This is a genomic window from Granulimonas faecalis (assembly GCF_022834715.1).
Lineage (GTDB): Bacteria > Actinomycetota > Coriobacteriia > Coriobacteriales > Atopobiaceae > Granulimonas > Granulimonas faecalis.
The window spans coordinates 1,872,556-1,895,595 of sequence record NZ_BQKC01000001.1; the positions used below are offsets into that span (position 1 = coordinate 1,872,556).

Below are 23,040 nucleotides of genomic sequence, written 5' to 3' on the forward strand. Positions count from 1 at the left end.
TCGATGGGACAGAAGTGCCCGACCATTGGGACAAAAGTGTCCGGGCACTTTTGTCCCAACCTTGCCCGCCGTCGAGCCGCCGTCACGTTGGTCGGGCTCGCATGGCGTCGCCACGCCCCCTCCCCACCTGAACTCGGTTGGGGGCGGATTCCGGACCCCTGAAAACAGCTGAGGGCGACTTCCGGCGCAAAAGCGCGTCGGGAGTCGCCCTCAATCGCGTTCAGATGGGAGGGAGGAGGGCGGGAGGCGCACCGGCCGCGACCCCTGTCCCCCGTCAGACGGCGCGGACCGTCGCGACGTCGGCCCAGTCGGGCGGCACCTCGTCCGTGAGGACCGTCACCGCCTCCAGCGGGTCGAACACCACGGGCCCCACGCGACCGAGCTTCGTGTGGTCGGCCAACAGGAAAGGCCGCCCTGTCCGCGCGATCGAGAGCCTCTTCACCTGTGCCTCCAGCCGCTCGGCCGTGGTGAGCCCATACTCGCGGCTCACGCCGTTGGCGCCCCAGAACCCCAGGGTGAACCGGTAGCGCGACAGCGTCTCCACGGCCTCGGGGCCCACGAGTGCCGCCGTGGCGGGTTTGACCTCGCCGCCGAGCACCACCACCGAGAGCCCGCGGACCGCGAGGGCCGCCGCGCTGTCCAGCGAGTTGGTGACGTAGGAGGCACGGGTCTCCCCGATGTGGTCCACGAGCGCGCGGCACGTGGTACCGGCGTCTATGTAGACGAGGTCGTCGGGGCCGATGAGCGACGCCGCGTACCGGGAGATTCGCGCCTTCTCGGCCGTGCGGAGGTCCGCCCGCTCGCCGATGGTGAGCTCGCGGCGCACGTGCTCGTCCTCCAGGCACACGGCGCCGCCGTGGACCTTCACCAAGCGTCCGGCGGAGTCGAGCTTGTCGAGGTCGCGCCGGATGGTCGACTCGCTGATGCCGAACGACTCAGCCAGCTCGGGGACGGTGGCCGCCCCGTTGCGGCTCACCGTCTCCACGATCCGGTCCAGGCGCTGCCGCGCGATCACGCCTGCCGCTCCTCGGGGTACACGACGCCCCAGGCGGCACGGAGGGACGTCATGAGGTCCATGACGTCAGCCGCGTGGCCGATGAGGGCGCGGGCATCCTCGTCGCCGGCCACGGCGCGCTCGAGGTCGGCCATCTCGTAGCAGAGGGCGTAGGCCTCCTCACCGGCCGCGACCTCCTCCACCGAGCCGTCCTCGGTCCACACGATCCTGGCACTGTCTGCGCGGGGGTACTCGTCCACCTGGATATAGCAGCGGTCGAAGGAGAGCACGCCGCGCTTGGGCTGCTTGGAGTGGAGCGAGAGGCTGACGACGGCAAGTTGCTGCTCGGCGTTGCGGGCGACGATGCCGCCCTTCTCGTCCACGCCGGTGGACGCGAGGTTGCCGAGGGAGACGAGCTCGTCGGGCTGGCTCCCCATGAAGAGGCGGGCGAAGGTGAGGGCGTAGACGCCGATGTCGAGCATGGCGCCGCCGGCCAGGTCGGAGTTGTAGAAGCGGTTGGTGAGGTCGCCGTACTCCTTGTAGCTCCCAAAGCTCGCCTGCACGAGGTTGAGCGGGCCGAACTCGCCGGCATCCGCGCGGCGGCGGAGCTCCCGGTAGAGGGGCATGTGGAGGATGGTGGTTGCGTCCATCAGCTGGACGCCGTTCTCGGCGGCGAGGGCACGGGCCTCCTCGAGCTCGGCGGAGTTGAGGGTGATGGCCTTCTCGCAGAGCACGTGCTTGCCGGCGGCGAGGGCGTCGCGCAGGTAGGCGATGTGGGTGTTGTGCGGCGTGGTGATGTAGACGGCGTCGATGGCAGGGTCGGCGTAGAGCTCCTCGACGGTCTCGTAGACGCGGGGCACACCGTGGCGCTCGGCGAAGGCGTGGGCCTTGGAGGCCGTGCGGTTGGCCACGCCGGCGAGGCGGCGGCCGGCGAGGGCGAGGGACTCGGCCATCTGGTTGGCGATGACGCCGCAGCCGATGACGGCCCAGTTGAGCTGGGGCGCAGTGAAGATGTCGTCGGGGAACGGCTGGGACTGGGCGCGGGCGAAGGCGGCCTCCGCGGCCGCGGCGGCGTCGAGCGGGGCATGCTCCGACATGGGACCTCCCGGTGGTAGATGCGGCTGTGCGCCGGTTCTTGCGTGACTGTGGACAGTATTGCGCATTTTTGCTCGTTCTGCGCGAGAATGCACAGAAAATGGAGGGGCTGCTGCCCCCCCCCCGTCCCAACCGTCCCAACACCCGGACACTTTTGTCCCAGCCGGGATCGCCGCCCCGTCCACCGCCCAGCCTCATCCGCCGCCCTGCCCGCCCCCCAACGGGGCGGCCCTCAGCCGTCGAGGTTCTCGATGGCCAGCTCGCGGCAGACGATGTCGGCCACCTTCCAGGCACAGAGGCCCGTGAGGACGATGCACTGCCCCCTGTGCTCGCCGGCCGCCATGTCCATGCCCCGGGTGAGCACCCGGCAGCAGACGGCGTTCTTGCCGTTGTTGGCCCGAAACCAGTCGTGGAGCTCGTTGGAGAGGGCCATGGCGCGACGCACCTTTGGGTCCGCGGGGCCGTCGGGGGTCGTGCGCCCAAAGAACATGCCCAGGGCCATGACCCCGCCGTTGAGCGCCCCGCACACGCAGCCCGAGCGCCCCATGCCCACGGCCATGGCCGAGCTCATGGCCACCACGTCGTCGGCCACGTCGAGGTCGAAGATGTCGCAGACCGCCCCCATGAGGGCCTCGCAGCAAAAGAAGCCGCCGCGGTAGTTCTCCTCGGCGTCTCGGACCACCTTGTTGGGGCTCACGGCCACGGCACCTATGTTCATGGTTTCTCCTTGTCGCATTTTTATATATCAATGCAACAATACCATGGTTTTACCAAGACAGGAGCCGGGCCCGCGTCGCGGCCATCGGCGACACGGGCCCAGCGGGGCGGACGGCTGCGGCAGAGGGAGGGACCCTAGTCGCGGGTGAGCTTGCGGTGGATGCGGTGCGGGCGGCTGGCCTCGGGGCCCAGGCGCCTCTCGCGGTCCTTCTGGTAGCTCTCGAAGTTGCCCTCGAACCAGTGCCAGTGGCCGGGCTCCTCGTCCGTGCCCTCCCAGGCCAGGATGTGGGTGGCGATGCGGTCCAGGAACATGCGGTCGTGGCTGATCACCACGGAGCAGCCGGGGAAGTCGAGGAGCGCTGCCTCGAGGCTGGAAAGGGTCTCGACGTCGAGGTCGTTGGTGGGCTCGTCGAGGAGCAGCAGGTTGCCGCCCTGCTTGAGGGTGAGGGCCAGGTTCAGGCGGTTGCGCTCGCCGCCGGAGAGCACGCCGGCCTTCTTCTGCTGGTCGGCGCCCTTGAAGCCGAACGCGGCCACGTAGGCGCGGCTCGGCACCTCGGTCTCGCCCACCATCATGAAGTCGTTGCCGTCGGAGACGACCTCCCACACGGTCTTGTCGGGGTCGATGCCGGCGCGGTTCTGGTCCACGTAGGACAGCTTCACGCTCTCGCCCAGCTCCACGGTGCCGGCGTCGGGCTCCTCGAGGCCCACGATGGTCTTGAACAGCGTCGTCTTGCCCACGCCGTTGGGGCCGATGACGCCCACGATGCCGTTGCGCGGCAGCGTGAACGAGAGGTCGTCGATGAGGACGCGGCGCTCGCCGGACGGGTCGTCGAAGCCCTTCTCCAGGTGCTCCACCTCGAGGACCTTGGCGCCCAGGCGCGGGCCCACGGGGATCTGGATCTCGGCGAAGTCCAGCTTCTTGGCGCTGCGGGCCTCGGCCTCCATCTGCTCGTAGCGCTCGAGTCGGGCCTTGTTCTTGGTGAGGCGGGCGCTCGGGCTGGAGCGCACCCACTCAAGCTCGGCCTTCATGCGCTTGGCCAGGCGCGCCTGCTGGGTCCCCTGGGCGGCGATGCGGGCGGCCTTGGTGTCGAGGTAGGTGGAGTAGTTGCCCTTGTAGGGGAAGAGCTGGCCGCGGTCCACCTCGCATATCCACTCGGCCACGTGGTCGAGGAAGTAGCGGTCGTGGGTGACGGCGAGCACGGCGCCCTCGTAGTTCTGGAGGAAGTGCTCGAGCCAGAGGACGCTCTCGGCGTCGAGGTGGTTGGTGGGCTCGTCGAGGAGGAGCAGGTCGGGGGCCTCCAGCAGCAGGCGGCAGAGGGCCACGCGGCGGCGCTCGCCACCGGAGAGCACGGAGACCGGCGTGTCGGGGTCGGGGCACTGCAGGGCGTCCATGGCCTGGGAGAGCTGGGAGTCGAGGTCCCAGCCGTTGGCGGCGTCGATCTGGTCCTGCAGGGTGCCCATCTCGGCCATGAGGGCGTCGAAGTCGGCGTCGGGCTCGGCCATCTCGTTGCCGATCTCGTTGAAGCGGTCGATCTTGGCCAGCAGGTCGCCGAAGGCCTGGCGGATGTTCTCGATGACGGTGGCGTCCTCGTCGAGCTTGGGCTCCTGCTCGAGGATGCCCACGGTGTAGCCGGGGGTGAGGCGGGCCTCGCCGTTGGAGACGTCCTCGATGCCGGCCATGACCTTGAGGAGCGTGGACTTGCCCATGCCGTTGGGGCCCACGACGCCGATCTTGGCCCCGGGGAAGAACGAGAGCGACACGTCGTCGAGGATGACCTTGTCGCCGGCGGTCTTGCGGGCCTCGTACATCTGGTAGACGAACTCTGCCATAAAAAGCTCCCTGTGCTGCACTTGTGGCTGGACGGACCTTTCATCTTGCCACAGCCGGCCGCTTCACTCCCTCACATAGAGCTTGTTGGAGCGCGGAAACTCCCGACGACAGGCCTCGCGGAGGGCCCGCCTGGCCTCGGAGCCGGCCGGGACCTCCACCACCTGCGACGAGAAGCCCTGCTCGGCCACCCTCACCATGCCGTCGACCGCACTCACCGTGACTGAGCGATCCTTCTTGAACGTGAGAAGCCTCACCGTGCCCGAGGCCCCACGCCCACACAGGCCCTGGGCCCGCCCCAGGGCCTGCTTCATGGCCACAAGCTTCATGGGCGCGCCTCCCCTAAGAAACGGTCGAGCTCGCGGAGGAAGTCGCGGCGCACAAGGGTCTGCGTGATGTAGACCACCGTGGCGCGGCCGCCCTCCACCGAGAATGCGATACGCACGCTGCCGGCGTCGCGCGAGTTCACGCGGCACTCCTTGAGGGCGCACCCCCGCCAGCGGCCGGCTCCTTTGCAATGGAAGAACCCGGCCTGCGCCTGGGTCTCCACAGCGGCGGCCACCCGGACGCGGAGGTCGGGCCACCGGCGCAGGGCCTTGTCGCAGCCGCGCTTGTCAAAGGAGACATCTGCGGCATTGAGGACCCCTCCGCCCTCGTCGCACGTGCCGGCGGCTGCGGCCGATCCGGGACAGAGCGGCACTTTTGCTCCAAGACCCTTCTTCATGGACGCCTTTCTCGCCTTGGGTTTTCTGCCGGCGCCGAAGTGCCAGCGGCCTGTGTGGTTTTCTATGCCCCCAAAGGGTCCCCAACAATATGGGGGGCGGCCGAGGTGACCGGCTGAGATGAGGCGCTCCAACTTGCAAGTTGGAGCGGATTTGGAGGGAGAAGGAGCCGTTAATCCACACCAAGTAGCAAGTTGGAGCGTTTTTCGGGCCAAAGCGGGCTGCCGGGCGCCGCCAGCACGCTCCAACTTGCAAGTTGGAGCGTTTCTCCGAATCGGTCCAGGCCGCCGGCCGAGACGACCCACCGGCTCGACCCCGGCCCAGCAGGCCTATGCTGAACAAACCGCCCCGCCCCTCCCGAAAGGCAGCCATGGCCCACACCCCCACCCTCGTGACCCACACCATCGAGCCGCTCTTTGACAGCCGCAGCCGCGTGCTGATGCTCGGCACCATGCCGAGCCCCAAGTCGCGGGAGTACGGCTTTTACTACGGGCATCCGCGCAACCGCTTTTGGCCCGTGATGGCCCGCCTCTGGGACGAGCCGCCGGCGACCACCATTGCCGAGAAGAAGGCCCTCATGCTGCGCCACCGCCTCGCCGTGTGGGACGTGCTGGCGGGCTGCGAGATCGTGGGCGCGTCGGACGCCTCCATCAAGCGGCCGCGCCCCAACGACCTGGCGCGCATCATTGACGCCGCGCCCATTGAGGCCGTGGTGACCTGCGGCTCTGCAGCGACGCGCCACTACGAGCGCTTCGACGCGCCGCGGTGGCCCGAGCTGCCCCACCTGGCGCTGCCGTCCACGAGCCCGGCCAACGCGCGCATGTCGCTAGACGCGCTCGTTAAGGCCTACGCGCCCGTGAGGGACCTGGCCGAGGGCGGCGAGGCGGCGGCAAGGGTGCTGGCGGCGCTGGCTCCGACAGCCGCGGCGGTCTCGGACCCGGAGGACTCGGCTCCGGGGGTCTCGGCCCCGGGGGATGCGCGATGATCCTGATGCTGGGCAACAGCCTGACCACGCGGAACGGGATGCCCGACCGGCTGGCGGCACTCCTCGGCCGCGAGGTGGCCGTGCACGCCCGCGGCGGCGCGCGGCTGGCGGAGCAGGCCAACCCGGCCACGCGGCTGGGCGCGGCCACGGCGGCGGCGCTGGCCGCAGGCGGCGTGGATGCGCTCGTGCTGCAGGAGATGGGCCACGGCCCGGTCACGGCGACCGGGCGGTTCCTGGAGAGCGTGGCTCGGCTGGCGGCCATGGCCCGGGAGGCGGGCGCGGTGCCGGTGGTGTACGGCACGTGGGCCTTCGGCGCCGGGAGCGCGGCCCTGGGGAGGCTGGACCTCTCCCCTGCGGAGATGCACGGCGCCATGCAGGCGGCGCTGGGATGTGTGGAGCGGGAGTGCGGCGTGGCCGTGGCCAACGTGGGCGCGGCGTTCTGGGAGGTCGGCGACGGGGGCGCCGTGGGCGCCGGTCTCCTCGCCGCCGACGGCGTGCACCCGAGCGGGGCCGGCAGCGAGCTGGCAGCCAACGTGCTGGCGGGGACGCTTGGAGCCTGACGGCCTGCTCGCGCCTTCGGTGCACAGGCCCATGCCCTCGGTGCACGCTTTTCCACTCACCGAAGGCCCGAGGCCCCGCACCGCCACCCACCGAAGGCCCGACCCCGTGCACCGAGGCCTTGAACCCGCATGGTGCCCTTGTCGTCCATCCGGGACCGTTAACTCAACCGCGGGCCTGCCGTCCAGCCAAGCCTATCAGCCCAGTCGCACCTCCCTATCGGCCCGCTCCCCGAGGAGCACCGCGCCTGCACAACACACCTGAATCGCGATCAACACTGCGACGGCGGGCACGAGCTCGCCGCGGGGGACAGCGTCGGTCCACGCAATGAAGTCCCAAGGATCCAACAGGGCGATCCCGTGCCCCAAAGTACCGGCAGCGCACCCGGCCGCAACGCTGCCCACAAGCACCGCAACGGGCACACAACGCCGTTGTGCCCGACGCACGATCCAGACGGCGGCGACCGCGACCTGGAGCCACATGAGAAGGTACGAGACGCGTAAGACGCTGGCAGAGGGCTCATACCAAGGCCTCACATGGCAATATGAGGCACCGACGACCAGATAGGCCGCCACCTGCATTCCGATGATGGCCGCCAGCACGGCCGCTAGAACCTGTCCGGGCCCAAGAGGGTGCGCCACCGAACGCCGACCTCTCGCCATGAGGAAAACGGCCACCGGCACGCAGAGGGCCATCAGGCAGAACAGCCCTTGCGCGACCGGATGCCATTCGGCGACAAGGAGGACGAGGGGCCGCACCTCCCCGAGCGCGAGCGCCGTGCTGTTGCCGAGAGGCACAAGCAGGCTCGCCTCGCACAGTGCCACCACCGCCTCTGCGATCGCCCACGAACAAGAACGCCGCCGAACAAGTCGCACGCAGAGGATCACGGCTATGAGCAGGGACGCCCCCACTACCCAAGCAGCAGGGGCATCCGAGTACAATTTAACTAATGACACAAACTCTCCTAGCGGCGAATGCGATAATACCTTCCTGAATTGTTATAATTCGGCCAGCCTCGATTCCAATCTAGATAGCCAGAAGAATGCTGAGCAATCCGAAGGCGCGTTCCATCCGTGGTATACACGAAGCCACAATGATCGACCACGCCGTCTGCACCGCAATCGAGTCCGATAATGTCCCCTGACCGGACATTACTCACGAACGATGACCAAGTCCGCGTGGTATAACCGCTTCCAATATAATTCTTGAACGTATTGGCATTTACCCAAGAATTAGACTTGTTCGTTTTCCCAAGCCACCACCACCCGCTCGCAGTCGAATTCTTGCAATCCATTGAGACGCCGGCGTGATGGAGGATTTGTGAAACAAAGTTCGTACAATCTGCCCCACCGATATACCCATAGTTTGCATTGTAAGTAGTTGCGAACTGGGCTGCATACGATCGAGCAAGCTCAAGATTAATTCCCGAGTTGAACGGCTGAATGGCGCTCTCCGAAAGACAGGGGTCTGGGCTGGGCAGCAAGAACGAAACAGCATCTTCCGCTTCATCAGAAGCCATATCTCCCACAGATTGCGCTATCTCAATGCACTGAAGTCCCTGCTTAATCGCTTCATTTTCAATTGGGTTTTCTAGGATATCCAGAAATGAGAGCACCTCGCTCTCTTCTTGATAGGAAAGATTTAAATCGCCCACTCGCTCTATATAAACACCTGCCGTTTCTGCACTAAGGGAGGGAAGACCGAGATCATTGCACTTCTGCAGAAAAGCAGCATGATCGGATGCAAAGCGGTCCACAGCGACATCAGTGTCTTTAAATACATCAAGGAGTTCCTATTCTTTTCCAGACACAGCAGCAAAGGAGGGAATCCGCGTATAAGGATCCTCCAGATAGCCGTCCTCAGTGGCGTAGGCCCGGCCGGCGCAGACGAACACAACCCCAAACAAGACCGCAAGCAGGGTAACGACAGCTTTCTTCATCTCAAGTATCCTTTCTCTTATCTTTCAACCTCCCTTCCAGTAAAGCGAGAATTAAGATACACAACCCATCGGAATTGTATAGAAAACCTGAACGGTATAATTCGAATGGCGAATGGTTTTGATAGCTATTTTCTAAGTTATTGCTTTATTGTTCTATCTGCCATTATTAATTCATATTCGTATATTATTATTGTTTGCATTCATTTCGTTGAGTATTTATTAAGCGTCTCGTAACAGGCATTATGCCGACAACGAAGTACGCCAATTGACACATGTCACCGCTCCCTTTGCCATGAAGCCCCGAACCCGCATGGGGCCCTGCCGTCCATCCGGTATGGTGGGGCCGTCGAGAGGAGGGGCCATGCACCTGCACCACCCGCGCCCGCGCCGCGCCACCGTTGCCGCAGGCGCATGCCTCGCCATGGCGGCCGCGGCCCTCGCCGGCTCGTCCTGGCTTGCCGCGCACCCCTCCGACGCCTGGGCCTGCGGCCCCTACGTGGCCCTCTCCGACGCCGTGGGGTTTCTGCCCGGGCTCGTGCCCTTCTCCGTGGCGGAGTGGGTCCTCGTCCTCGCCGCTACGGCCGCCGTCGTCTACTTCGCACGCTCCGTCGCGGCCGTCGTCCGTGCCAGCCGCGGCCGCCGCCTCGCCGCCGCCGGGCGCCGCGCGGTGCCGGCCGTCGCCGTGGTCGCGGCAGCCTGGGCGCTCTTCATGGCGCTCCAGGGCCTCAACTACAGCCGGCCCACCTTCGCCGAGCTCGCCGGCTACGGGCCGGTCCTGCAGGAGGCGCGTGCCCTCCCGGCCGAGGAGCGCGCCCGCCGGCTGACGGCCCTCTGCGAGGAGCTCGGGCGCCGCGTGGACGAGAGCCGCGTCGCGCTGGGACCCGTCTCGGATGGTTGGCTCCGCAACCGGCCGTCCGCCACGGGCGGAGCCGCCGGCGACTTCCCCGCCATGGCACGGGCCGCGACGTCCCAAGTACGGGCGCTGAACGACCGCTACCCGGGCCTCTTTGCCGTGGACTTCTCGGACCCCAAGCCGGTGCTGGCGTCGCGCGCCATGTCGCTCGTGGGCATCACCGGCGTCTACTTCCCCTACACGGCCGAGGCCAACGTCAGCTGCGACTGGCCGCGCCTCTCCATCCCGGCCACCATGGGCCACGAGCTGGCCCACCGCGCCGGGTTCATGCGCGAGGACGAGGCCAACTACATCGGCTACCTGGCCTGCGCGGCATCGGACGACCCCCTCGCCCGCTACAGCGGCCTCACCATGGCCTACGACGAGGCCATGGCCGCGCTCCACCGGGCCGACCCCGAGGCCTGGGCCCGCATCCACGGCGAGAGGGACCTGGCAGTGGCAGGTGACCGCGCCGCCCGGGCCGACATGGCGGCGGCCTACCGCGGCCCCCTCCAGGACCTCGGCGACGCCGTGAACGACGGCTACCTCAAGGCCAACGGCCAGGAGGCGGGCACGGCCAGCTACGGCCTCATGGTCGACCTCCTGCTGGCGGACCCCGCCCTCCAGAGCGCCTGAGACCGCCGCGCTCCTCCTCCGCACCTGAATGCGGTTGAGGGCGACATCGGGCGGCGTCGAGTCGGAGAATCCGCCCCTAGGCGCGTTCAGGGAGGGGAAATCCGCCCTCAAACGCGTTCAGGTGCGGAAGGGGTCGCCCTCAGACGCGTTCAGGTGCCGAGAGGGGTGCCGAGAGAGGGGGCAGCAAGGAGGACGGCGGCAAGGGATGCCGAGAGGGGTGCCGAGAGGGACAGCCTCAGACGGCCCTACTCTGCCCCCGCCCGCCCGCGCTCCGGGCCCCGCTCCCCCGCGTACTCGGCGAAGATCCGGTCGAACAGGTACGCCACGCCGTAGGTGGCGAAGACCCGGTGCAGCGGCTCGCCCTCGGCCATGGCGTGGCCGATGAGCAGGGCGTCGTCGAAGGGGGTCTGCACAAGCTCGTCGTCGCAGGCCGAGACGAGCACCTTCCAGGCCTCGCAGCCCTCCAGGAGGTCGAGGCAGCGCTTCACGGAGCCGCCCGAGGTGGACACGGCCACGAGCAGGTCGGCGGGGCCAAGCGACGCCAGCAGGGCCTCCTTGGGATCGCTCTCGCTCACCAAGCGCACGAGGCGCCCCTCCATGACCATGGCCCGCTGGAACTCGCCCAGGGCGGCCGCCGAGGAGTCGGCGGTGAGCACCGTCACGGAGCGCGCGCCGTGGAGCGAGGAGACCAGCGAGGCCGCCATGGGCGTGTCCATGGCGGCGTCCACGGAGTCGTAGAGGCGGTCGATCTCGGAGCGCAGCCGGCCCGCGTCGCCCCCGGAGGCCATGTAGGCCAGGAAGTAGTCGCGGAAGAGCGGCCACTCGCCGCCGCAGCGAGCGACGTCGGCGAAGTCAGCGAGACCGAGGGCCGTCACGGCGCTGCGGAGCTCGGGGCGGGTGACGTCGGCCGCGGCCATGACGTCGCGGCTGGATATCTGGGAGAGGGAGCCGAAGTGCTCGAGGAGGTAGGCCGCCACCCGGCCCGTCGGGGAGCCGGGGTCGGCGTTGTAGGCGGCGAGCAGGGACGTGAGGAGGTTGCGGCGGGAACGGTCCACGGAGGGTCTCCTTGTCGTCCGAACGACGGTCGGGACCACCATACCTCACGGCGCGGTCGTCACCGCCGTCGCCCCCCACCGACCCCTCAAGAGACAGAAATCCGAGGGTGCCACCCTTACGAAACCGTCACCGCGATGTCACCCCCTTCGATGGCCCGTCACCGGGCCCCTTGGGACCATGGGTCCACCGGGTGCCGGACGGCCGGCGCCCCAGACAGGTGGGAGGTCCCGTGGCAAGGAAGATCGTCATCGGCCTGGTGGCCGTGGCAGGGGTGTGCGCGGTGGCGGCGGCGCTCCTCGTCCTCAAGTTCGGCGAGCCGGCCCGGGTCTACGTGCAGACCGACGACAACCTCGTGCAGCCCATCGAGCCCCACGGCGGCATGACCTACTCCTACCACCTCGACGGGGCAACGCCCGACGGCAAGCCGGCCCCCGTGACCCTCGACACCGAGCGGATCCTGCGCGACAAGGCCTACCTGTTGCTCGAGACGCGCCCCCTCGTGGGCGTGATCTCGTGGGAGGAGGTCTCCTGGGACCAGGTGCCCGAGGCGGCCCAGGCGCTCCTCACTCCCCCGGAGGGGTGACGCGCCGGCCCCGGCGGCGGCAGGCCGACCCGGTACCCTGTCGCCGCCGGTTGCCCTAAAGTGGGTCCTGCACGTTTCGACACGCGAGGAGGGCCCATGGCACCACAGGAGAGCTGGAACGCGACGGTGCTGGTAGGGCAGTCGGGAGGGCCCACGGCGGCCATCAACGCCACGCTCGCCGGCGTCTTCGAGTGCGCCCACCAGCTGGGGGCCCGGGTGCTGGGCATGCGCAACGGCATCGAGGGCGTGCTGGCCGGCCGGGTGGTGGACCTCGACGGCCTGCTCTCGGACCCGCTCCAGCTCGACCTCCTCCGCCGCACGCCGGCGAGCCTGCTCGGCAGCTGCCGCTACAAGCTCCCCGACCCCGACGGCGACACCGCGCCGTTCGAGCGGCTCTTCTCCCGCTTCGAGACCCTCGGGGTGGACGCCGTCCTCTACATCGGCGGCAACGACTCCATGGACACCATCGAGAAGCTCGCCCGGTACGGCGAACGCGCGGGCAGCCCCATCCGCTTCATGGGCGTGCCCAAGACCATCGACAACGACATGGTGGGCACCGACCACACCCCCGGCTACGGCAGCGCGGCCAAGTTCGTGGCCTGCGCCGTGAAGGAGGTGGCCCGCGACTCCGCCGCTTATTTCCTCAAGAGCGTCACCGTGGTGGAGATCATGGGTCGCGATGCCGGCTGGCTCACGGCGGCCTCCACCCTGGCCGGGCGCCCCGGCGCGGGCGGCCCCGACATCATCCTGCTGCCGGAGGCCCCGCTCGACGTCGACGCCTTCGTGGCCGCCGTGGAGGGGCTCCTGGAGGAGCGCGACACCGTGGTGGTCGCCGCCAGCGAGGGCGTGGTGCGCGCCGACGGCGAGCCACTGTTCCGCGACGAGTCCGTGGGCATCGACGCCTTCGGCCACGTGGCCACCCAGAGCGGCGTGGGCCGCTACCTGGCCGCCCTGGTCAAGGGGCGCCTGGGCGTGAAGACGCGCGCCGTGGAGTTCTCCACGCTCCAGCGCTGCGCCTCGCACCTGGCGAGCGCCACGGACCTCGAGGAGGCCTCCACCCTGGGAGGCGTGGCCGTGCAGGCGGCCAAGGACGGCTGCACGGGCATGGTCCCGGTGATGCGCCGCGAGCACAACCGCCCCTACTCGGTGTCCTATGGGCTGTCGGCCATATCGGCCGTGGCCAACCGCGTGCGCCCGGTGCCCGCGGAGTGGATCCGTCCGGACGGCATGGGCGTGACCGACGAGATGCGGGAGTACGTGCGCCCGCTCATCCAGGGCGAGGCCGCGCCCACCTTCGTGGAGGGCCTGCCCTGGCACCTGTGGCTTCCCGAGGAGGACGCGTGAGGGGCCCGTTGAGGGTCGCGGCCGCCGTGGCCGTGGGCGCCGGGGCCGCCGTGGCGGCTGCTGCCGCCACGACCGTGCTGGGGCGCAGGGACGACCGCCTCTTTCCCACGATGTTCGGCCGGGCCCACGTCTTCACCACCACGAGCCCCGACGGCCGCGCCATACGGGTGCTGTCCCTCGGCGGCGGCTGGCAGACGGTCATGTACCTGGACGACCCCGACGAGCCCGCGGCCGCCTATGCCCGGGGCTTCGACCTGGTGCTGCGCGACGGGGCCGCCAGGGCGGAGGACGCGGGAGGGCGGGCCGCCGTCGAGGGGGCCGACGCCCGGTCGGTCCTCGTCATCGGCGGCGCAGGCTGCGCATGGCCGCGGCATGCCGTGGCCGTGGACGACGCCGTGCAGGTGACCGTGGTGGAGGTGGACCCGGCCGTGGTGGCCATCGCACGCCGGGAGTTCCACTTGGACGACGCCGTGGCCAGGGCCGGATCAACCCCCTCCGGCGAGCCCCGCCTGCGGGTGGTGACCGACGACGGCCTGCGGTTCCTCGCGCGGCGGGCCATGAAAGGCGGCAGGCCTTTCGACGCGGTGATCAACGACGCCTATGCCGGCACCGACGCCCCCGAGGCGTTCCTCTCGCCCGTGGGCCTCTCGCTGGCCAAGGGCGCCATGGCCCCCGGAGGCCTCTACGTGGCGAACGTGGTCTGCTCCCCCACCGACCCGTCGCCGGTGCTCGCAGCGCGGGACGCCCTGCTCGGCACCTTCTCCCACGTGTGGGACGTGCCGTGTCCCGACCCCCTGGCCGAGGAGGAGAACCACCTGCTGGTGGCGAGCGACGCTGACCGGGAGGTGCCGGGCGCCTACCCCCTGTGAGGGGCCGTGTCCCACCAGTCGGACACTTTTGTCCCATCACCCGGGCACTTTTGTCCCAACGGGTGGGCGTCTCGGCCGTCACGCGGACGCCGGCACCCGCGGAACGTTCTGCGGATGCCTTTTCACCCGTAATAGCTTCCGCGGGCGCCCCCCCATGCGTCCAAATGGGACAAAAGTGCCCGACCATTGGGACAAAAGTGTCCGGGTGATGGGCCAGTGGGGCAGGGGCGGGTCAGTCGAAGACCGCCACGTAGCGGGCGTCCTCCTCCCCCACCTTGACGGTCATGACCCGGTCGCGGCTCACGAGGCGCCCCGGCGTCCCGTCGCCGGCGTCCTCGTGCCAGCCGCGGAACCGGTGGCCGGCCACCTCGTAGGCGCGGAGCAGGGCGTGGTCGCCGGCCATGAGGCCGCGGTCTCCCACGGCGTCGCCGCCGTCGGGGCGGGGCGGGTACGGCACGGCGTCCACGGCGAGCGTCGGCGGGAAGTCGCCCCTCTCGGCGAAGCTGGCCCAGGCCTCCTCCACGCGCCCCTGGGGCAGGCGCCCCACGAGGTCGGCCCCGTCGAGGACCAGGGAGTGGCCGGCAGCCAGAGACCCGGCCGAGAAGACCTCCTGGGCGAGCACCGCCCCCTCGGGGTGGCAGACGGCGCAGGTGGCGTCGATGGCGGCGTTGTCCTCTCGGGCGGTGAGGCGCACGAGGTAGCGGCCGTCCACGGGCAGCCACAGGCAGAGGCGGTCGGCGCGGTGGTCGGCATAGACCGCCACGGAGTCGGGGGTGTCGAGGAGGTCGGGGTCCACCTTGTCGCCCACGATCCGGCTCACCACACGGCCGCCCTCGGCCCGGGGCTGCAGGGCCGCCCCCTCAAGGCTCACGGCGCCGTCGTTGAAGGTGTCGGTGGGGTGCGGGTCGTCGAGGCAGACGACGTCCACGTCCAGGGTGCCGTAGAAGGTGATGCGCCGGGTGTCGGCGCGCCAGCCGTCCAGGACGTCCTCGCCGAGGGCGTCGACGGCCTCCAGGCGCGCCAGGTAGTGCTGCTCGTTGTGGGTGATGGGGCTCAGGGGCTTGAGGAACTGGTCCTCCACGAAGTAGCTCAAGGCGTGCCAGTAGGCCCCGGCGGCCAGCCGGGCCAGGGAGGCCGCGGCCTTCACCCGCTCGAGGCCGGCCGTTCCGGCCACCCGGCAAAACGCCTGGAAAAAGTCGCTGAACGGGTGCCAGTGGCACCCGGCGGCATGGGGCAGCGCGTACATCTCGGCCACCGTGGCGGCGCAGCACACCGCCTCGTGCACGAAGGAGTCGGGGCCGGCGATGCCGTGGACGGTGTAGGCCCTGGCGCCGCCGAGGGCGAGGAAGCGCCTGTCGGCGTCGGCCTTGGTGCGCTGGAAGGCCCGGTAGGACGTGGCGATGGAGGGTAGGAAGACGTCGGTGCCGTAGCGTCGGAACCCCCAGTGGGCGGCTGGGATGCGGCCGATGAAGTCCTCCGGGTGGTTGATGTTCCAGATGTTGCCGTAGCGCGGGCCGTGGGCGTCCTCGTCGAAGGTGGTAAGGCTGCAGGCCAAGGTGTAGGTGTAGACGTGGTCGGGCGTCACGGAGAATCCGCGGTCGCCCCAGGTGTCCAGGTCCATGCCCAAGATGTTGGAGATGGGGCCGCCGCGGCTGTGGCCGCAGTTCCAGATGCGGGTGGTCGCGGTGTCCAGGCCGTGGTCGCGCAGGTAGCGCTCGAGGTTGCCCAGGCACTCCAGCTCGCTGGCGCGGAAGCCCTCGTGCCAGCGGAGCGAGGCGTAGTCGCCGCCTTCCACGGAGTCCGCGACGTCGGCGTTCGAGAGCCACTCGAGGGTGGGAGATGTCCCGCGCACCACACAGGCCACGAGCTCGAACCCCTCGCCGTCGGGACCGGCGAGCGCCTGGTGGCCGAAGGCGTAGGCCACGAGGTTGACGTCATGGTCGATGTCGGCGTGGTCGTCCCTGTTGCGATGCAGGTAGGAGCTGATGTCGACGTCCTTGAAGCCGTAGGCGGCCATGGTGTCGAGGATATAGGAGAAGCCGTTGGCCTGGCGGTTGCCGTAGGTGGCCGAGGCGAGCCCCATGGACGACGTGGCCAGCAGCGGGTTGTAGCGGTCCGCTGGGAGCGAGAACCACGCCGGGTCGAAGGGCGCCGTGCAGGAGGCGGGGATGTAGCCCTCCTTGGTCTCGTGCTCGATCTTGGGGTCGTCGGTGCCGTAGGAAACCTCGACGCGCCGCAGGGTGGGGCTGGCGAGGAGCTGGTCGTAGGGTATAGCGGGCTGCATGGGGCCTCCCGAGGGATCGGCGGGCGCGGGTCTGTCGGGGTGGTCTCTACCCCGCGGCGCACGCATCCCGGCGCCCCGCCCCATCACCCGGACACTTTTGTCCCAATGGTCGGACACTTTTGTCCCACATCGCCGGCGGAGCGGGGGCGCCCCGGTCCGAGGCCGCGGCGGAGCCGCCCTACAGGGGTCGCATGCAGCGGGGCCACCCTGTAGGGGCGCCCTGCAACGGGGCGTTGCGACAGGGACCCGCTGCGGGGCGGCGGATCGCGCATCGGGGCGCCTTCGCGTGCCGAAACCCACCCTCCAAGACCCCCTTGCGGCAGGAATGCGCTGGAGGGCGCACGGCAACGCGGGCCCGCGCCAGAGGGGCGTTGCAGGGCGGCCCTGCAGGGCGCCGTTGCGGAGAGACCCCACCACGGCCCACGGGCCCCGCTGCGGACGTGCCCCCCGCTGGGACGCCCCGGCGACACGGTCGCCGCCGGGGGAATCATCAATACCGCAATAAGAGGAGTGACAGATGGGCCAGGCGCCTCTGTCACGCGGCGCACACGAGAGGAGCCGCGCCCCCTCTGCCACATCCGGTAGCATGGGGCGCGGCACGGCGGCGACGGCGAGGAGGGCCCATGACACAGGAGCGACGCTACCCCACCTTCGGAGAGGTGCGCTTCTCCGTGCTGCGGCACTTCGAGGCCCGGCGGTTCGCATACGCCGCCGCGCTGCTCCGCGACGCCGAGCCGCCGGAGCCGTTTGACCTCGACCTCGGCGCCCCCTCCCAGCAGGAGCTGAACACCGGCCCGCAGCCCTGGCTCGAGGCCGCCGACGAGCTCGACCGCGCCATCGCCGAGGCGCGGCTCCCCCACACCGCCGTGCCCCGCACCGACCCCGCCACCGGCGCCCCCATGGAGCTGCCGGCGGCCCTGGTCGGCCTCACCCCCGAGGACGTCTCACGCCTCTCGGGGCCCTTCTCGGCCACGATGTCGCGGCTCAACGCCCATGCCCGCGCGTTCCGCCCCTACGGTCCCTTTTCGGCCGGGGAGGCCGAGGAGCTCCTCTGCCTGTCTGAGTGCTGGGACCGCGAGGGGATCAAGCTCCTGCTGGAGGTGGCCGACTGGTTCCTGACCCACGACCCCACCGGCCTCACCGCGCGGCAGCTGCCCGTCGACGGCCTGGGAAGCAAGTGGCTGGACGACCGGGACCGCCGGCGCTGCGTGCTGCTGCTCACCCATCGGCGCGGCCTCGGCCTCTCGGAGCGGGAGCGCGTGTGGCAGTGGCGGCTGCTGGACCCCGCATGGGCGTCGGACCCGGGGCACCCCCGGTTCGCGTTCGCGCTGTCGGGCGACGCGCCCTGGGAGCCGCCGTACGAGCCGAGGACCGTCGTGGTGAGCGAGAACCGCGACTCCATGGAGGCGTTCCCGCTGTCGGTCCCCGGGGCCGTGTGCCTGTGGGGGCAGGGCGCCACCGCTCCGCGGGCCCTCGACGACCTTCCGTGGCTGGCGGCGGCCGAGCACGTCTACTACTGGGGCGACATCGACGCCGCGGGCCTGGAGATCGCCGACCGCTTCGTGGCCGCCTGCGAGGCACGGGGCGTGGCCGCGCGGACCCTCGCCATGGACGGCGGCACCTACCGGCGGTTCTCACGCTTTGGCGTGGATGTGGACGAGGGCGCGCGGCGCGCGGCGCGGCTGGACCACCTGAACGGTGCCGACAGGATCCTCTACAAGCGGCTCTGCTCCAAGGACTGCCCGGGCCCGCGCCGCGTGGAGCAGGAGAAGGTCCCCTACGAGTGGGTGCTGTCCCAGATGGCCGAGACGGGCGGCCCCGCCGTGCGGCAAGCCGCGGGCGGCGGGACGGCGGGCTCCGGCGAGCCGGACCGACGCGGGGCGACCGGGACCACCGTGACGGTGCACCTCTCCCCCGAGCAGATGGAGCTGGTGTCCGACGCGGCCCGGGCGGCGTCCATGGGCGTGGCGGCCTACGTGCGCGCGATGGCCCTGGAGGCCGCCGACGGGTGGGAGTAGGGCGCCCGGGCAAGCCGTCCCGTCACCCCGTCACCCGTGGATCCTCATCGTGCCAATCGTGTGGATGAAGGCGGGGTCCCCGTGGTCCACGATCTCGCTCGCGCCGCGGTCCAGGGAGGCGACCTCGCCCATCTCGGCCTCGGAGAGCTCGAAGTCGAAGATGTCGATGTTCTCCTCGATGCGCTCGCGGTGCACCGACTTGGGGATGGACACCACGCCGCTGCTCACCTTCTACACCGAGAAGGCCGGGGGGCGGCCGGAGGGCCGCTCGCTCGTGCCCATTGGAGACGCGGGCGCGACGCAGACCCTCTACCTGCTCTGGAGGCATGGCGACCGGTGGGCGCCGATGGCGGAGCGGGGGGCCGCGGCCCACGGCAGGTAGCGGGGCGGCCGCGGCGAGTGGCGGCGCAGACCGGCCGCCTGTCCCTTTGGTCGGACACTTTTGTCCCACTTCGGGAGGGCCGGCCCTTCGCCACTTTGACCGGGCACCCGCAGAAGCCTCCACGGGCGCCTTTCCGCCTGCAGAAGCTTCCACGGGCGGGCCGTCCGGCGATTGGGACAAAAGTGCCCGACCATTGGGACAAAAGTGTCCGGGTGGTGGGACAGGGGCGCGGGGCGAGGGGCCCCTAGTTGAAGCTCTTTGCCCAGTTGACCAGGGAGTCGTGGTAGGTGTTCTCGGCCACGTCGCGGCGCATCTGCTCGGTGACGGGGCCACGCATGGCCATCTGGGCCAGGACCGAGAGCTGCAGCTCCTGCACGGTCATGTCCTCGAAGGGCCTCTCGCGCCCGAGGAGGAAATCCATGGACAGCTCGGGCGTCTCCCGGCCCTCCCCCTCGTCGGCTTCGCGGGCCACAACGGCCTCGCGGGCGCGGTCGAGGAGCTCCTGCTCGGCGGCACGGGCCTCCGCGGCGCGAGCCTCCTCCTCGGCACGGCGCCGCTCGGCCTCCTCCCGCATGCGGCGCTGGGCCTCGCGGGCGGCCTCCGCGGCAGCAGCGGCACCGCCGTCGGCGGTGCCCTCCCCGTCTGATCCGTCCGCGGGGCGCCACACCTCACCCGAGCACGCTTCCATGGGCAGGTCCACCACACCGTCGTGGGCCCTCGCCGTGCGCCCGGCGAGCGCACCCGTGTAGGCCGGGCGGCCCAGGGCGTCCACGGTCACCGTGGCGGGGTTGTCGTCGTTGTTCACCGAGACGATGGCGCTGTCGCCGCCCTCCAGTGTGCGGGCAAAGGCGTACTGCCGGTTGGTGAGGGCCAGCTCGCGGTACTCGCCATAGGACAGGGCGGGCGTCTCGCGGCGGATGGCGCCCAGGGCGGTGATGAGGGCGGCCGACGGCGAGTCCCGAAAGTCCGCGAGGTCCAGGGCCGGGCGCAGCATGTCGTCGGCGTAGGGGGTCCGCTTGCCCTCGATGGCGAACTCGCTTCCGTAGTAGACGGACGGCGTGCCGGGCAGCGTGTACATGAGCACGTGGACCGGCTCGAAGTGGCGCTTGTCGTCCAGCTTGGTCCAGATGCGGTCCACGTCGTGGTTGTCCACGAAGTTATAGAGGCGCAGGCCGTCCACGCGGTCGCCGCCCATGTCGTAGTTGCGCTTGACGGTGTGGGCGATCTCGAAGTAGTTGTGGTCGTTGTGGCCGCTGTAGAGGGCCTTGTGGAGGCTGTAGTTGGTCACGGCGTGGAGCGTGTCGCCGTTGACCCAGCGGCTGTACTCGCCGTGGATGACCTCGCCCATGAGCCAGAAGTCAGGCTTCACGGCGTTGGCCACCGCGCGCAGGGCGTGCATGAAGTCGAAGTCCAGCACGTCGGCGGCGTCCAGGCGGATGCCGTCGATGTCGAACTCCGCCACCCACATGCGCACAGCGTCCAGCAGGTAGTCGCGCACGGCGGGGTTTCTCTGGTTGAGCTTGACGAGCAGGTCGTAGCCGCCCCAGGTGCCGTAGGAGAGGCCGTCGCCGTAGGAGTTGTCCCCGCCGAAGTCCACGTTGCAGAACCAGTCGCGGTAGGGGCTGGCCTCGCGGTGCTCGAGCAGGTCGCAGAAGGCGAAGAAGTCGCGGCCCACGTGGTTGAACACGCCGTCGAGCACCACGCGGATGCCGCGGTCGTGGGCGGCGGCCACGAGGTCGCGGAGGTCGTCGTTGGTGCCCAGGCGCGTGTCCACGAGGCGGTAGTCGCAGGTCTCGTAGCCGTGGCCCACGCTCTGGAACAGCGGGCCGATGTAGAGCGCCGTGACGCCGAGGCCGCGCAGGTGGTCGAGCCAGGGGACGAGCCCCGGCAGGCGGTGCTGCGGCTCGCCGTAGGGGTTCTGGCGCGGCGCGCCCAGGAGACCCAGCGGGTAGATGTGGTAGAACACGGCCTCGTCGTACCAGGGCATGGGCGATCCTCTCCACACGGGTGCTCGTTCCAGAGGCCCGAGTCTAGCCAACGGCGGCAGAATGTTCAACTTTGTTTCAGTCTGTGAACCGTTTGCCGGGCCCGCGGGGTGCGTACCCGTTCCGGGGGCGGAGGGCGGCGGCGCCCGCCGTGGCGGACGTCAGACCTCGCGGCGCGCTGCCCGGCCGGCGAAGAGGATTCGCCGGCACTCGGCGTAGGTCACGGCGTAGTAGAGGGCCATGAACACCACGACGCCGGCCACGGTGGCCCCCGCCATGGCGCCGAACCCGCCGGCGCCCACGCCCATGGCCAGCAGCGCGATGAGGGTGAGGCCCACGGCGTCGTGGAGCAGCGCGCCCGCGAGCGGCACCCCGAAGTACACGGCCAGCTGAGAGCGGAGCGAGCGGCCCATCATGGCGTCGTCGGCGCCGAGGTCCGCCAGCACCCGGTAGCGGATGGCGCTGTCGGCAGCCTCGGAGAGCTGCTGCAGCGCCAGGACCGCCATGGCCGACAGCAGGAAGGCGATGCCATAGAACAGTCCGATGAAGCCGATGGGCGCCCATGTGAACGGGTCGGATATGCCGGCTCCTGGCGCCACGCCGTCCCTGATGCCCACCGAGAAGGCCAGGCCCGCGACCACCATGCACACGCCGCAGGCCAGCAGCACGCACACCATGGCCATGGCCATGGCCGAGCTGGACGCCTTGGCCTCCACCTGGCGCACCGTGAAGCACGTGAGGCCGGAGAGGTAGCGGCGGGGGTGCCTCCGCAGCCACGCGGGGACGCAGTGGGCCAGCGAGCGGAACAGCAGGTACGTGCCCGCAAGGGCAACGAGGCCGAAGGGGAGCAGCATCGCGAGGAACATGCCGGGCTGGAGCAGGACCGTCGCCCACACCGCCGCCACGAGCACGGCGCCGCCGACCAGCTGGAGCCGCTGGGCCCACGGGCGCCCCTCGCCCAGGAGCCGCTCCGGACGCCTGTCGGCCGAGAACAGGGCGGCGGGGGTGCTCCTCGACACCACCCGTCCCGACGAGACGCAGGCCACGGCCACGAGCGCCGCGAAGCAGCCCAGGGTCCAGAGGAACGAGCCCGTGGAGAACACGAGGGCCGGCGCCCAGGCCACGCCGAAGACGTAGGCCTCGAGCAGCATGAAGTAGGGCGAGAACACCACGCCCGCGGCGACGCCCGCGGCAAAGGAGGCCGCGCCCACGAGGAACCCCTCGTAGCGCAGGATCCTCGACACATGGGGGCCGTCCATGCCCAGGATGGCGTAGAGGGCGAACTCCCGCTTGCGGCGCCTGAGGATGAATCGGAACCCGTAGCTCACCAGGAAGGCGAAGACGATGACGACGAACACCGAGAACGCGCTCATCACCGTGTTGAGCTGCTGGGATCCCAGGGTGGCGCGCTGGCGCTCGGTGAGGGCCATGGCGGCGAGGTAGTCGCCGGATGCGGAGAACGAGTAGAGCAGGCAGGCCGCGAAGGCGAGGGTGGCGAAGAACACCGAGTAGTCCTTGAGGCTGCGGCGCACGTTGCCGAGGGCCAGCTTGAGGTACATGGCGGGGCCTTTCGGGAGGGGGCGGGTCGTCGGGCGCGGGACCTGCGCCCGACGCCCGACCGGCTGGCAAGGGGACAGCCGGCGACTCCCATGGTGCGCCGCCCGGGACGCCGCTGCCATCGCCCGGGCTTACATCGCGGTGACGGAGGTGTAAGGGTGGGGCCCGCAACGCCGCGGCGGTGCGGGCCCCACGGGTGATCCCTCCCGGCGGGGCGGCCCCTATGCCTTGGCGCGGGCCACCCTGAGGGTGACCCACGTGGCCACCGTGCCCACGATGAAGAGGTTGGGGCAGAAAGCGAAGGCCCAGATGGCGGGCAGCGTGGGGACCCAAGCGCCGAGGACGTCGTCGGCGCCGCCCACGACCACGCCGTACAGGCTCATGACCGTGGCCGTCACCAGGATGTTCGTGAGGGCCATGGCCGCGGAGCGGGAGCGGTCGCCGGAGAGGCGGCTCACGAGTTTAGAGGCCACGAGCGCCACGATGGGGTCGCCCACGACCAGGCACACCGCCATGGCGGCGACCCAGCCGACGCCGTAGGCGGGCGCCGCCCGGGCAAAGGCGTCGGCGGGGAGCGCGCCGTGGACCACGTGGCC

Annotated in this window: 23 protein-coding genes; 8 read left to right on the forward strand and 15 right to left on the reverse strand. The window is 70.0% G+C overall.

Annotated elements, in window-relative coordinates; genetic code table 11:
* Window positions 1–274 precede the first annotated feature (274 nt).
* The 6 genes from OR600_RS08375 to OR600_RS08400 form a co-directional block, all read right to left on the reverse strand.
* Complete coding sequence (locus tag OR600_RS08375; RefSeq protein ID WP_265590994.1) at window positions 275–1,015, reverse strand: DeoR/GlpR family DNA-binding transcription regulator; 741 nt, start codon at window positions 1,013–1,015, stop codon at window positions 275–277.
* Window positions 1,012–2,091, reverse strand: coding sequence for a Gfo/Idh/MocA family protein (locus tag OR600_RS08380; RefSeq protein ID WP_265590995.1), 1,080 nt, complete (start codon window positions 2,089–2,091; stop codon window positions 1,012–1,014). Before OR600_RS08380 ends, OR600_RS08375 begins: the two co-directional genes overlap by 4 nt.
* A gap of 230 nt (window positions 2,092–2,321) precedes the next feature.
* A complete protein-coding gene (locus OR600_RS08385) occupies window positions 2,322–2,807 on the reverse strand; it encodes a C-GCAxxG-C-C family protein (RefSeq protein ID WP_265590996.1) in 486 nt (161 codons plus the stop codon).
* Window positions 2,808–2,941: 134 nt separating this feature from the next.
* Window positions 2,942–4,636 carry an energy-dependent translational throttle protein EttA gene (gene ettA, locus OR600_RS08390; RefSeq protein WP_135978449.1) on the reverse strand — a complete coding sequence of 565 codons (1,695 nt, stop codon included), beginning with the start codon at window positions 4,634–4,636 and terminating at the stop codon, window positions 2,942–2,944.
* Between the two features lie 63 nt (window positions 4,637–4,699).
* Window positions 4,700–4,963, reverse strand: a complete 264-nt coding sequence (locus tag OR600_RS08395) for a hypothetical protein (protein WP_135978448.1) — start codon at window positions 4,961–4,963, stop codon at window positions 4,700–4,702.
* Window positions 4,960–5,358, reverse strand: a complete 399-nt coding sequence (locus tag OR600_RS08400) for a hypothetical protein (protein WP_265590997.1) — start codon at window positions 5,356–5,358, stop codon at window positions 4,960–4,962. The genes OR600_RS08395 and OR600_RS08400 overlap by 4 nt, the downstream gene beginning before the upstream one ends.
* A gap of 368 nt (window positions 5,359–5,726) precedes the next feature.
* Between OR600_RS08400 and OR600_RS08405 the strand changes: the two genes are divergently transcribed.
* Both OR600_RS08405 and OR600_RS08410 read left to right on the forward strand, forming a co-directional pair.
* The gene (locus OR600_RS08405) at window positions 5,727–6,341 is read left to right on the forward strand and encodes a DNA-deoxyinosine glycosylase (RefSeq protein WP_265590998.1); all 615 of its coding nucleotides are present in this window, start codon (window positions 5,727–5,729) and stop codon (window positions 6,339–6,341) included.
* Entirely contained in the window at window positions 6,338–6,901 is a 564-nt protein-coding gene (locus tag OR600_RS08410) for an SGNH/GDSL hydrolase family protein (RefSeq protein WP_265590999.1), read from the forward strand. The genes OR600_RS08405 and OR600_RS08410 overlap by 4 nt, the downstream gene beginning before the upstream one ends.
* Window positions 6,902–7,096: 195 nt before the next feature.
* On the opposite strand, the gene OR600_RS08415 is transcribed toward OR600_RS08410, so the two are convergent.
* The 3 genes from OR600_RS08415 to OR600_RS08425 all read right to left on the reverse strand — a co-directional run bounded on the left by OR600_RS08415 (window position 7,097) and on the right by OR600_RS08425 (window position 8,838).
* Complete coding sequence (locus OR600_RS08415; RefSeq protein WP_251173795.1) at window positions 7,097–7,723, reverse strand: hypothetical protein; 627 nt, start codon at window positions 7,721–7,723, stop codon at window positions 7,097–7,099.
* A 140-nt stretch (window positions 7,724–7,863) separates the two neighbouring features.
* Window positions 7,864–8,655: an amidase domain-containing protein gene (locus tag OR600_RS08420; RefSeq protein WP_204407731.1), complete on the reverse strand. Its 792-nt coding sequence runs from the start codon at window positions 8,653–8,655 to the stop codon at window positions 7,864–7,866.
* 36 nt (window positions 8,656–8,691) lie between these two features.
* Window positions 8,692–8,838, reverse strand: coding sequence for a hypothetical protein (locus OR600_RS08425; protein WP_168354069.1), 147 nt, complete (start codon window positions 8,836–8,838; stop codon window positions 8,692–8,694).
* Between the two features lie 361 nt (window positions 8,839–9,199).
* Between OR600_RS08425 and OR600_RS08430 the strand changes: the two genes are divergently transcribed.
* Complete coding sequence (locus OR600_RS08430) at window positions 9,200–10,366, forward strand: DUF3810 domain-containing protein (RefSeq protein ID WP_168354068.1); 1,167 nt, start codon at window positions 9,200–9,202, stop codon at window positions 10,364–10,366.
* Between the two features lie 245 nt (window positions 10,367–10,611).
* On the opposite strand, the gene OR600_RS08435 is transcribed toward OR600_RS08430, so the two are convergent.
* Window positions 10,612–11,421 (reverse strand): MurR/RpiR family transcriptional regulator, encoded by an 810-nt coding sequence (locus OR600_RS08435; RefSeq protein WP_135978441.1) that lies wholly within the window; start codon window positions 11,419–11,421, stop codon window positions 10,612–10,614.
* Window positions 11,422–11,651: 230 nt separating this feature from the next.
* Between OR600_RS08435 and OR600_RS08440 the strand changes: the two genes are divergently transcribed.
* From OR600_RS08440 to OR600_RS08450, 3 genes are all read left to right on the forward strand, one after another.
* The gene (locus OR600_RS08440; RefSeq protein ID WP_168354067.1) at window positions 11,652–12,005 is read left to right on the forward strand and encodes a YxeA family protein; all 354 of its coding nucleotides are present in this window, start codon (window positions 11,652–11,654) and stop codon (window positions 12,003–12,005) included.
* Between the two features lie 96 nt (window positions 12,006–12,101).
* A complete protein-coding gene (locus OR600_RS08445; RefSeq protein WP_251173799.1) occupies window positions 12,102–13,349 on the forward strand; it encodes a 6-phosphofructokinase in 1,248 nt (415 codons plus the stop codon).
* Window positions 13,346–14,218 (forward strand): spermidine synthase, encoded by an 873-nt coding sequence (locus OR600_RS08450; RefSeq protein ID WP_265591000.1) that lies wholly within the window; start codon window positions 13,346–13,348, stop codon window positions 14,216–14,218. The genes OR600_RS08445 and OR600_RS08450 overlap by 4 nt, the downstream gene beginning before the upstream one ends.
* Window positions 14,219–14,450: 232 nt before the next feature.
* Here the strand turns inward: OR600_RS08450 and OR600_RS08455 are convergent, their stop codons facing one another.
* Window positions 14,451–16,502 carry a lipase family protein gene (locus OR600_RS08455; protein ID WP_135978437.1) on the reverse strand — a complete coding sequence of 684 codons (2,052 nt, stop codon included), beginning with the start codon at window positions 16,500–16,502 and terminating at the stop codon, window positions 14,451–14,453.
* Window positions 16,503–17,125: 623 nt separating this feature from the next.
* On the opposite strand from OR600_RS08455, the gene OR600_RS08460 reads away from it, so the two are divergent.
* Complete coding sequence (locus tag OR600_RS08460; RefSeq protein ID WP_251164170.1) at window positions 17,126–18,520, forward strand: Wadjet anti-phage system protein JetD domain-containing protein; 1,395 nt, start codon at window positions 17,126–17,128, stop codon at window positions 18,518–18,520.
* A gap of 30 nt (window positions 18,521–18,550) precedes the next feature.
* Here the strand turns inward: OR600_RS08460 and OR600_RS08465 are convergent, their stop codons facing one another.
* Entirely contained in the window at window positions 18,551–18,736 is a 186-nt protein-coding gene (locus OR600_RS08465) for a hypothetical protein (RefSeq protein WP_204829965.1), read from the reverse strand.
* On the opposite strand from OR600_RS08465, the gene OR600_RS08470 reads away from it, so the two are divergent.
* Window positions 18,726–18,902: a hypothetical protein gene (locus tag OR600_RS08470; RefSeq protein ID WP_168354058.1), complete on the forward strand. Its 177-nt coding sequence runs from the start codon at window positions 18,726–18,728 to the stop codon at window positions 18,900–18,902. The two genes, OR600_RS08465 and OR600_RS08470, sit on opposite strands and share 11 nt — an antisense overlap.
* A 244-nt stretch (window positions 18,903–19,146) precedes the next feature.
* Here OR600_RS08470 and OR600_RS08475 read toward each other — a convergent pair whose 3' ends face one another.
* From OR600_RS08475 to OR600_RS08485, 3 genes are all read right to left on the reverse strand, one after another.
* Window positions 19,147–20,889: an alpha-amylase family glycosyl hydrolase gene (locus OR600_RS08475; RefSeq protein WP_265591001.1), complete on the reverse strand. Its 1,743-nt coding sequence runs from the start codon at window positions 20,887–20,889 to the stop codon at window positions 19,147–19,149.
* A 159-nt stretch (window positions 20,890–21,048) separates the two neighbouring features.
* Window positions 21,049–22,446 carry an FtsX-like permease family protein gene (locus tag OR600_RS08480; RefSeq protein ID WP_168354065.1) on the reverse strand — a complete coding sequence of 466 codons (1,398 nt, stop codon included), beginning with the start codon at window positions 22,444–22,446 and terminating at the stop codon, window positions 21,049–21,051.
* Window positions 22,447–22,665: 219 nt separating this feature from the next.
* Window positions 22,666–23,034 (reverse strand): hypothetical protein, encoded by a 369-nt coding sequence (locus tag OR600_RS08485; protein WP_135978433.1) that lies wholly within the window; start codon window positions 23,032–23,034, stop codon window positions 22,666–22,668.
* Window positions 23,035–23,040 lie beyond the last annotated feature (6 nt).

Excerpts from the sequence above, each read along its gene's own strand:
- OR600_RS08380 (WP_265590995.1), bottom strand. The coding sequence starts at position 2,091 with ATGTCGGAGCATGCCCCGCTCGACGCCGCCGCGGCCGCGGAGGCCGCC.
- OR600_RS08385 (WP_265590996.1), bottom strand. The coding sequence starts at position 2,807 with ATGAACATAGGTGCCGTGGCCGTGAGCCCCAACAAGGTGGTCCGAGAC.
- ettA (WP_135978449.1), bottom strand. The coding sequence starts at position 4,636 with ATGGCAGAGTTCGTCTACCAGATGTACGAGGCCCGCAAGACCGCCGGC.
- OR600_RS08395 (WP_135978448.1), bottom strand. The coding sequence starts at position 4,963 with ATGAAGCTTGTGGCCATGAAGCAGGCCCTGGGGCGGGCCCAGGGCCTG.
- OR600_RS08400 (WP_265590997.1), bottom strand. The coding sequence starts at position 5,358 with ATGAAGAAGGGTCTTGGAGCAAAAGTGCCGCTCTGTCCCGGATCGGCC.
- OR600_RS08405 (WP_265590998.1), top strand. The coding sequence starts at position 5,727 with ATGGCCCACACCCCCACCCTCGTGACCCACACCATCGAGCCGCTCTTT.
- OR600_RS08410 (WP_265590999.1), top strand. The coding sequence starts at position 6,338 with ATGATCCTGATGCTGGGCAACAGCCTGACCACGCGGAACGGGATGCCC.
- OR600_RS08425 (WP_168354069.1), bottom strand. The coding sequence starts at position 8,838 with ATGAAGAAAGCTGTCGTTACCCTGCTTGCGGTCTTGTTTGGGGTTGTG.
- OR600_RS08430 (WP_168354068.1), top strand. The coding sequence starts at position 9,200 with ATGCACCTGCACCACCCGCGCCCGCGCCGCGCCACCGTTGCCGCAGGC.
- OR600_RS08445 (WP_251173799.1), top strand. The coding sequence starts at position 12,102 with ATGGCACCACAGGAGAGCTGGAACGCGACGGTGCTGGTAGGGCAGTCG.
- OR600_RS08455 (WP_135978437.1), bottom strand. The coding sequence starts at position 16,502 with ATGCAGCCCGCTATACCCTACGACCAGCTCCTCGCCAGCCCCACCCTG.
- OR600_RS08460 (WP_251164170.1), top strand. The coding sequence starts at position 17,126 with ATGACACAGGAGCGACGCTACCCCACCTTCGGAGAGGTGCGCTTCTCC.
- OR600_RS08470 (WP_168354058.1), top strand. The coding sequence starts at position 18,726 with ATGGACACCACGCCGCTGCTCACCTTCTACACCGAGAAGGCCGGGGGG.
- OR600_RS08475 (WP_265591001.1), bottom strand. The coding sequence starts at position 20,889 with ATGCCCTGGTACGACGAGGCCGTGTTCTACCACATCTACCCGCTGGGT.
- OR600_RS08480 (WP_168354065.1), bottom strand. The coding sequence starts at position 22,446 with ATGTACCTCAAGCTGGCCCTCGGCAACGTGCGCCGCAGCCTCAAGGAC.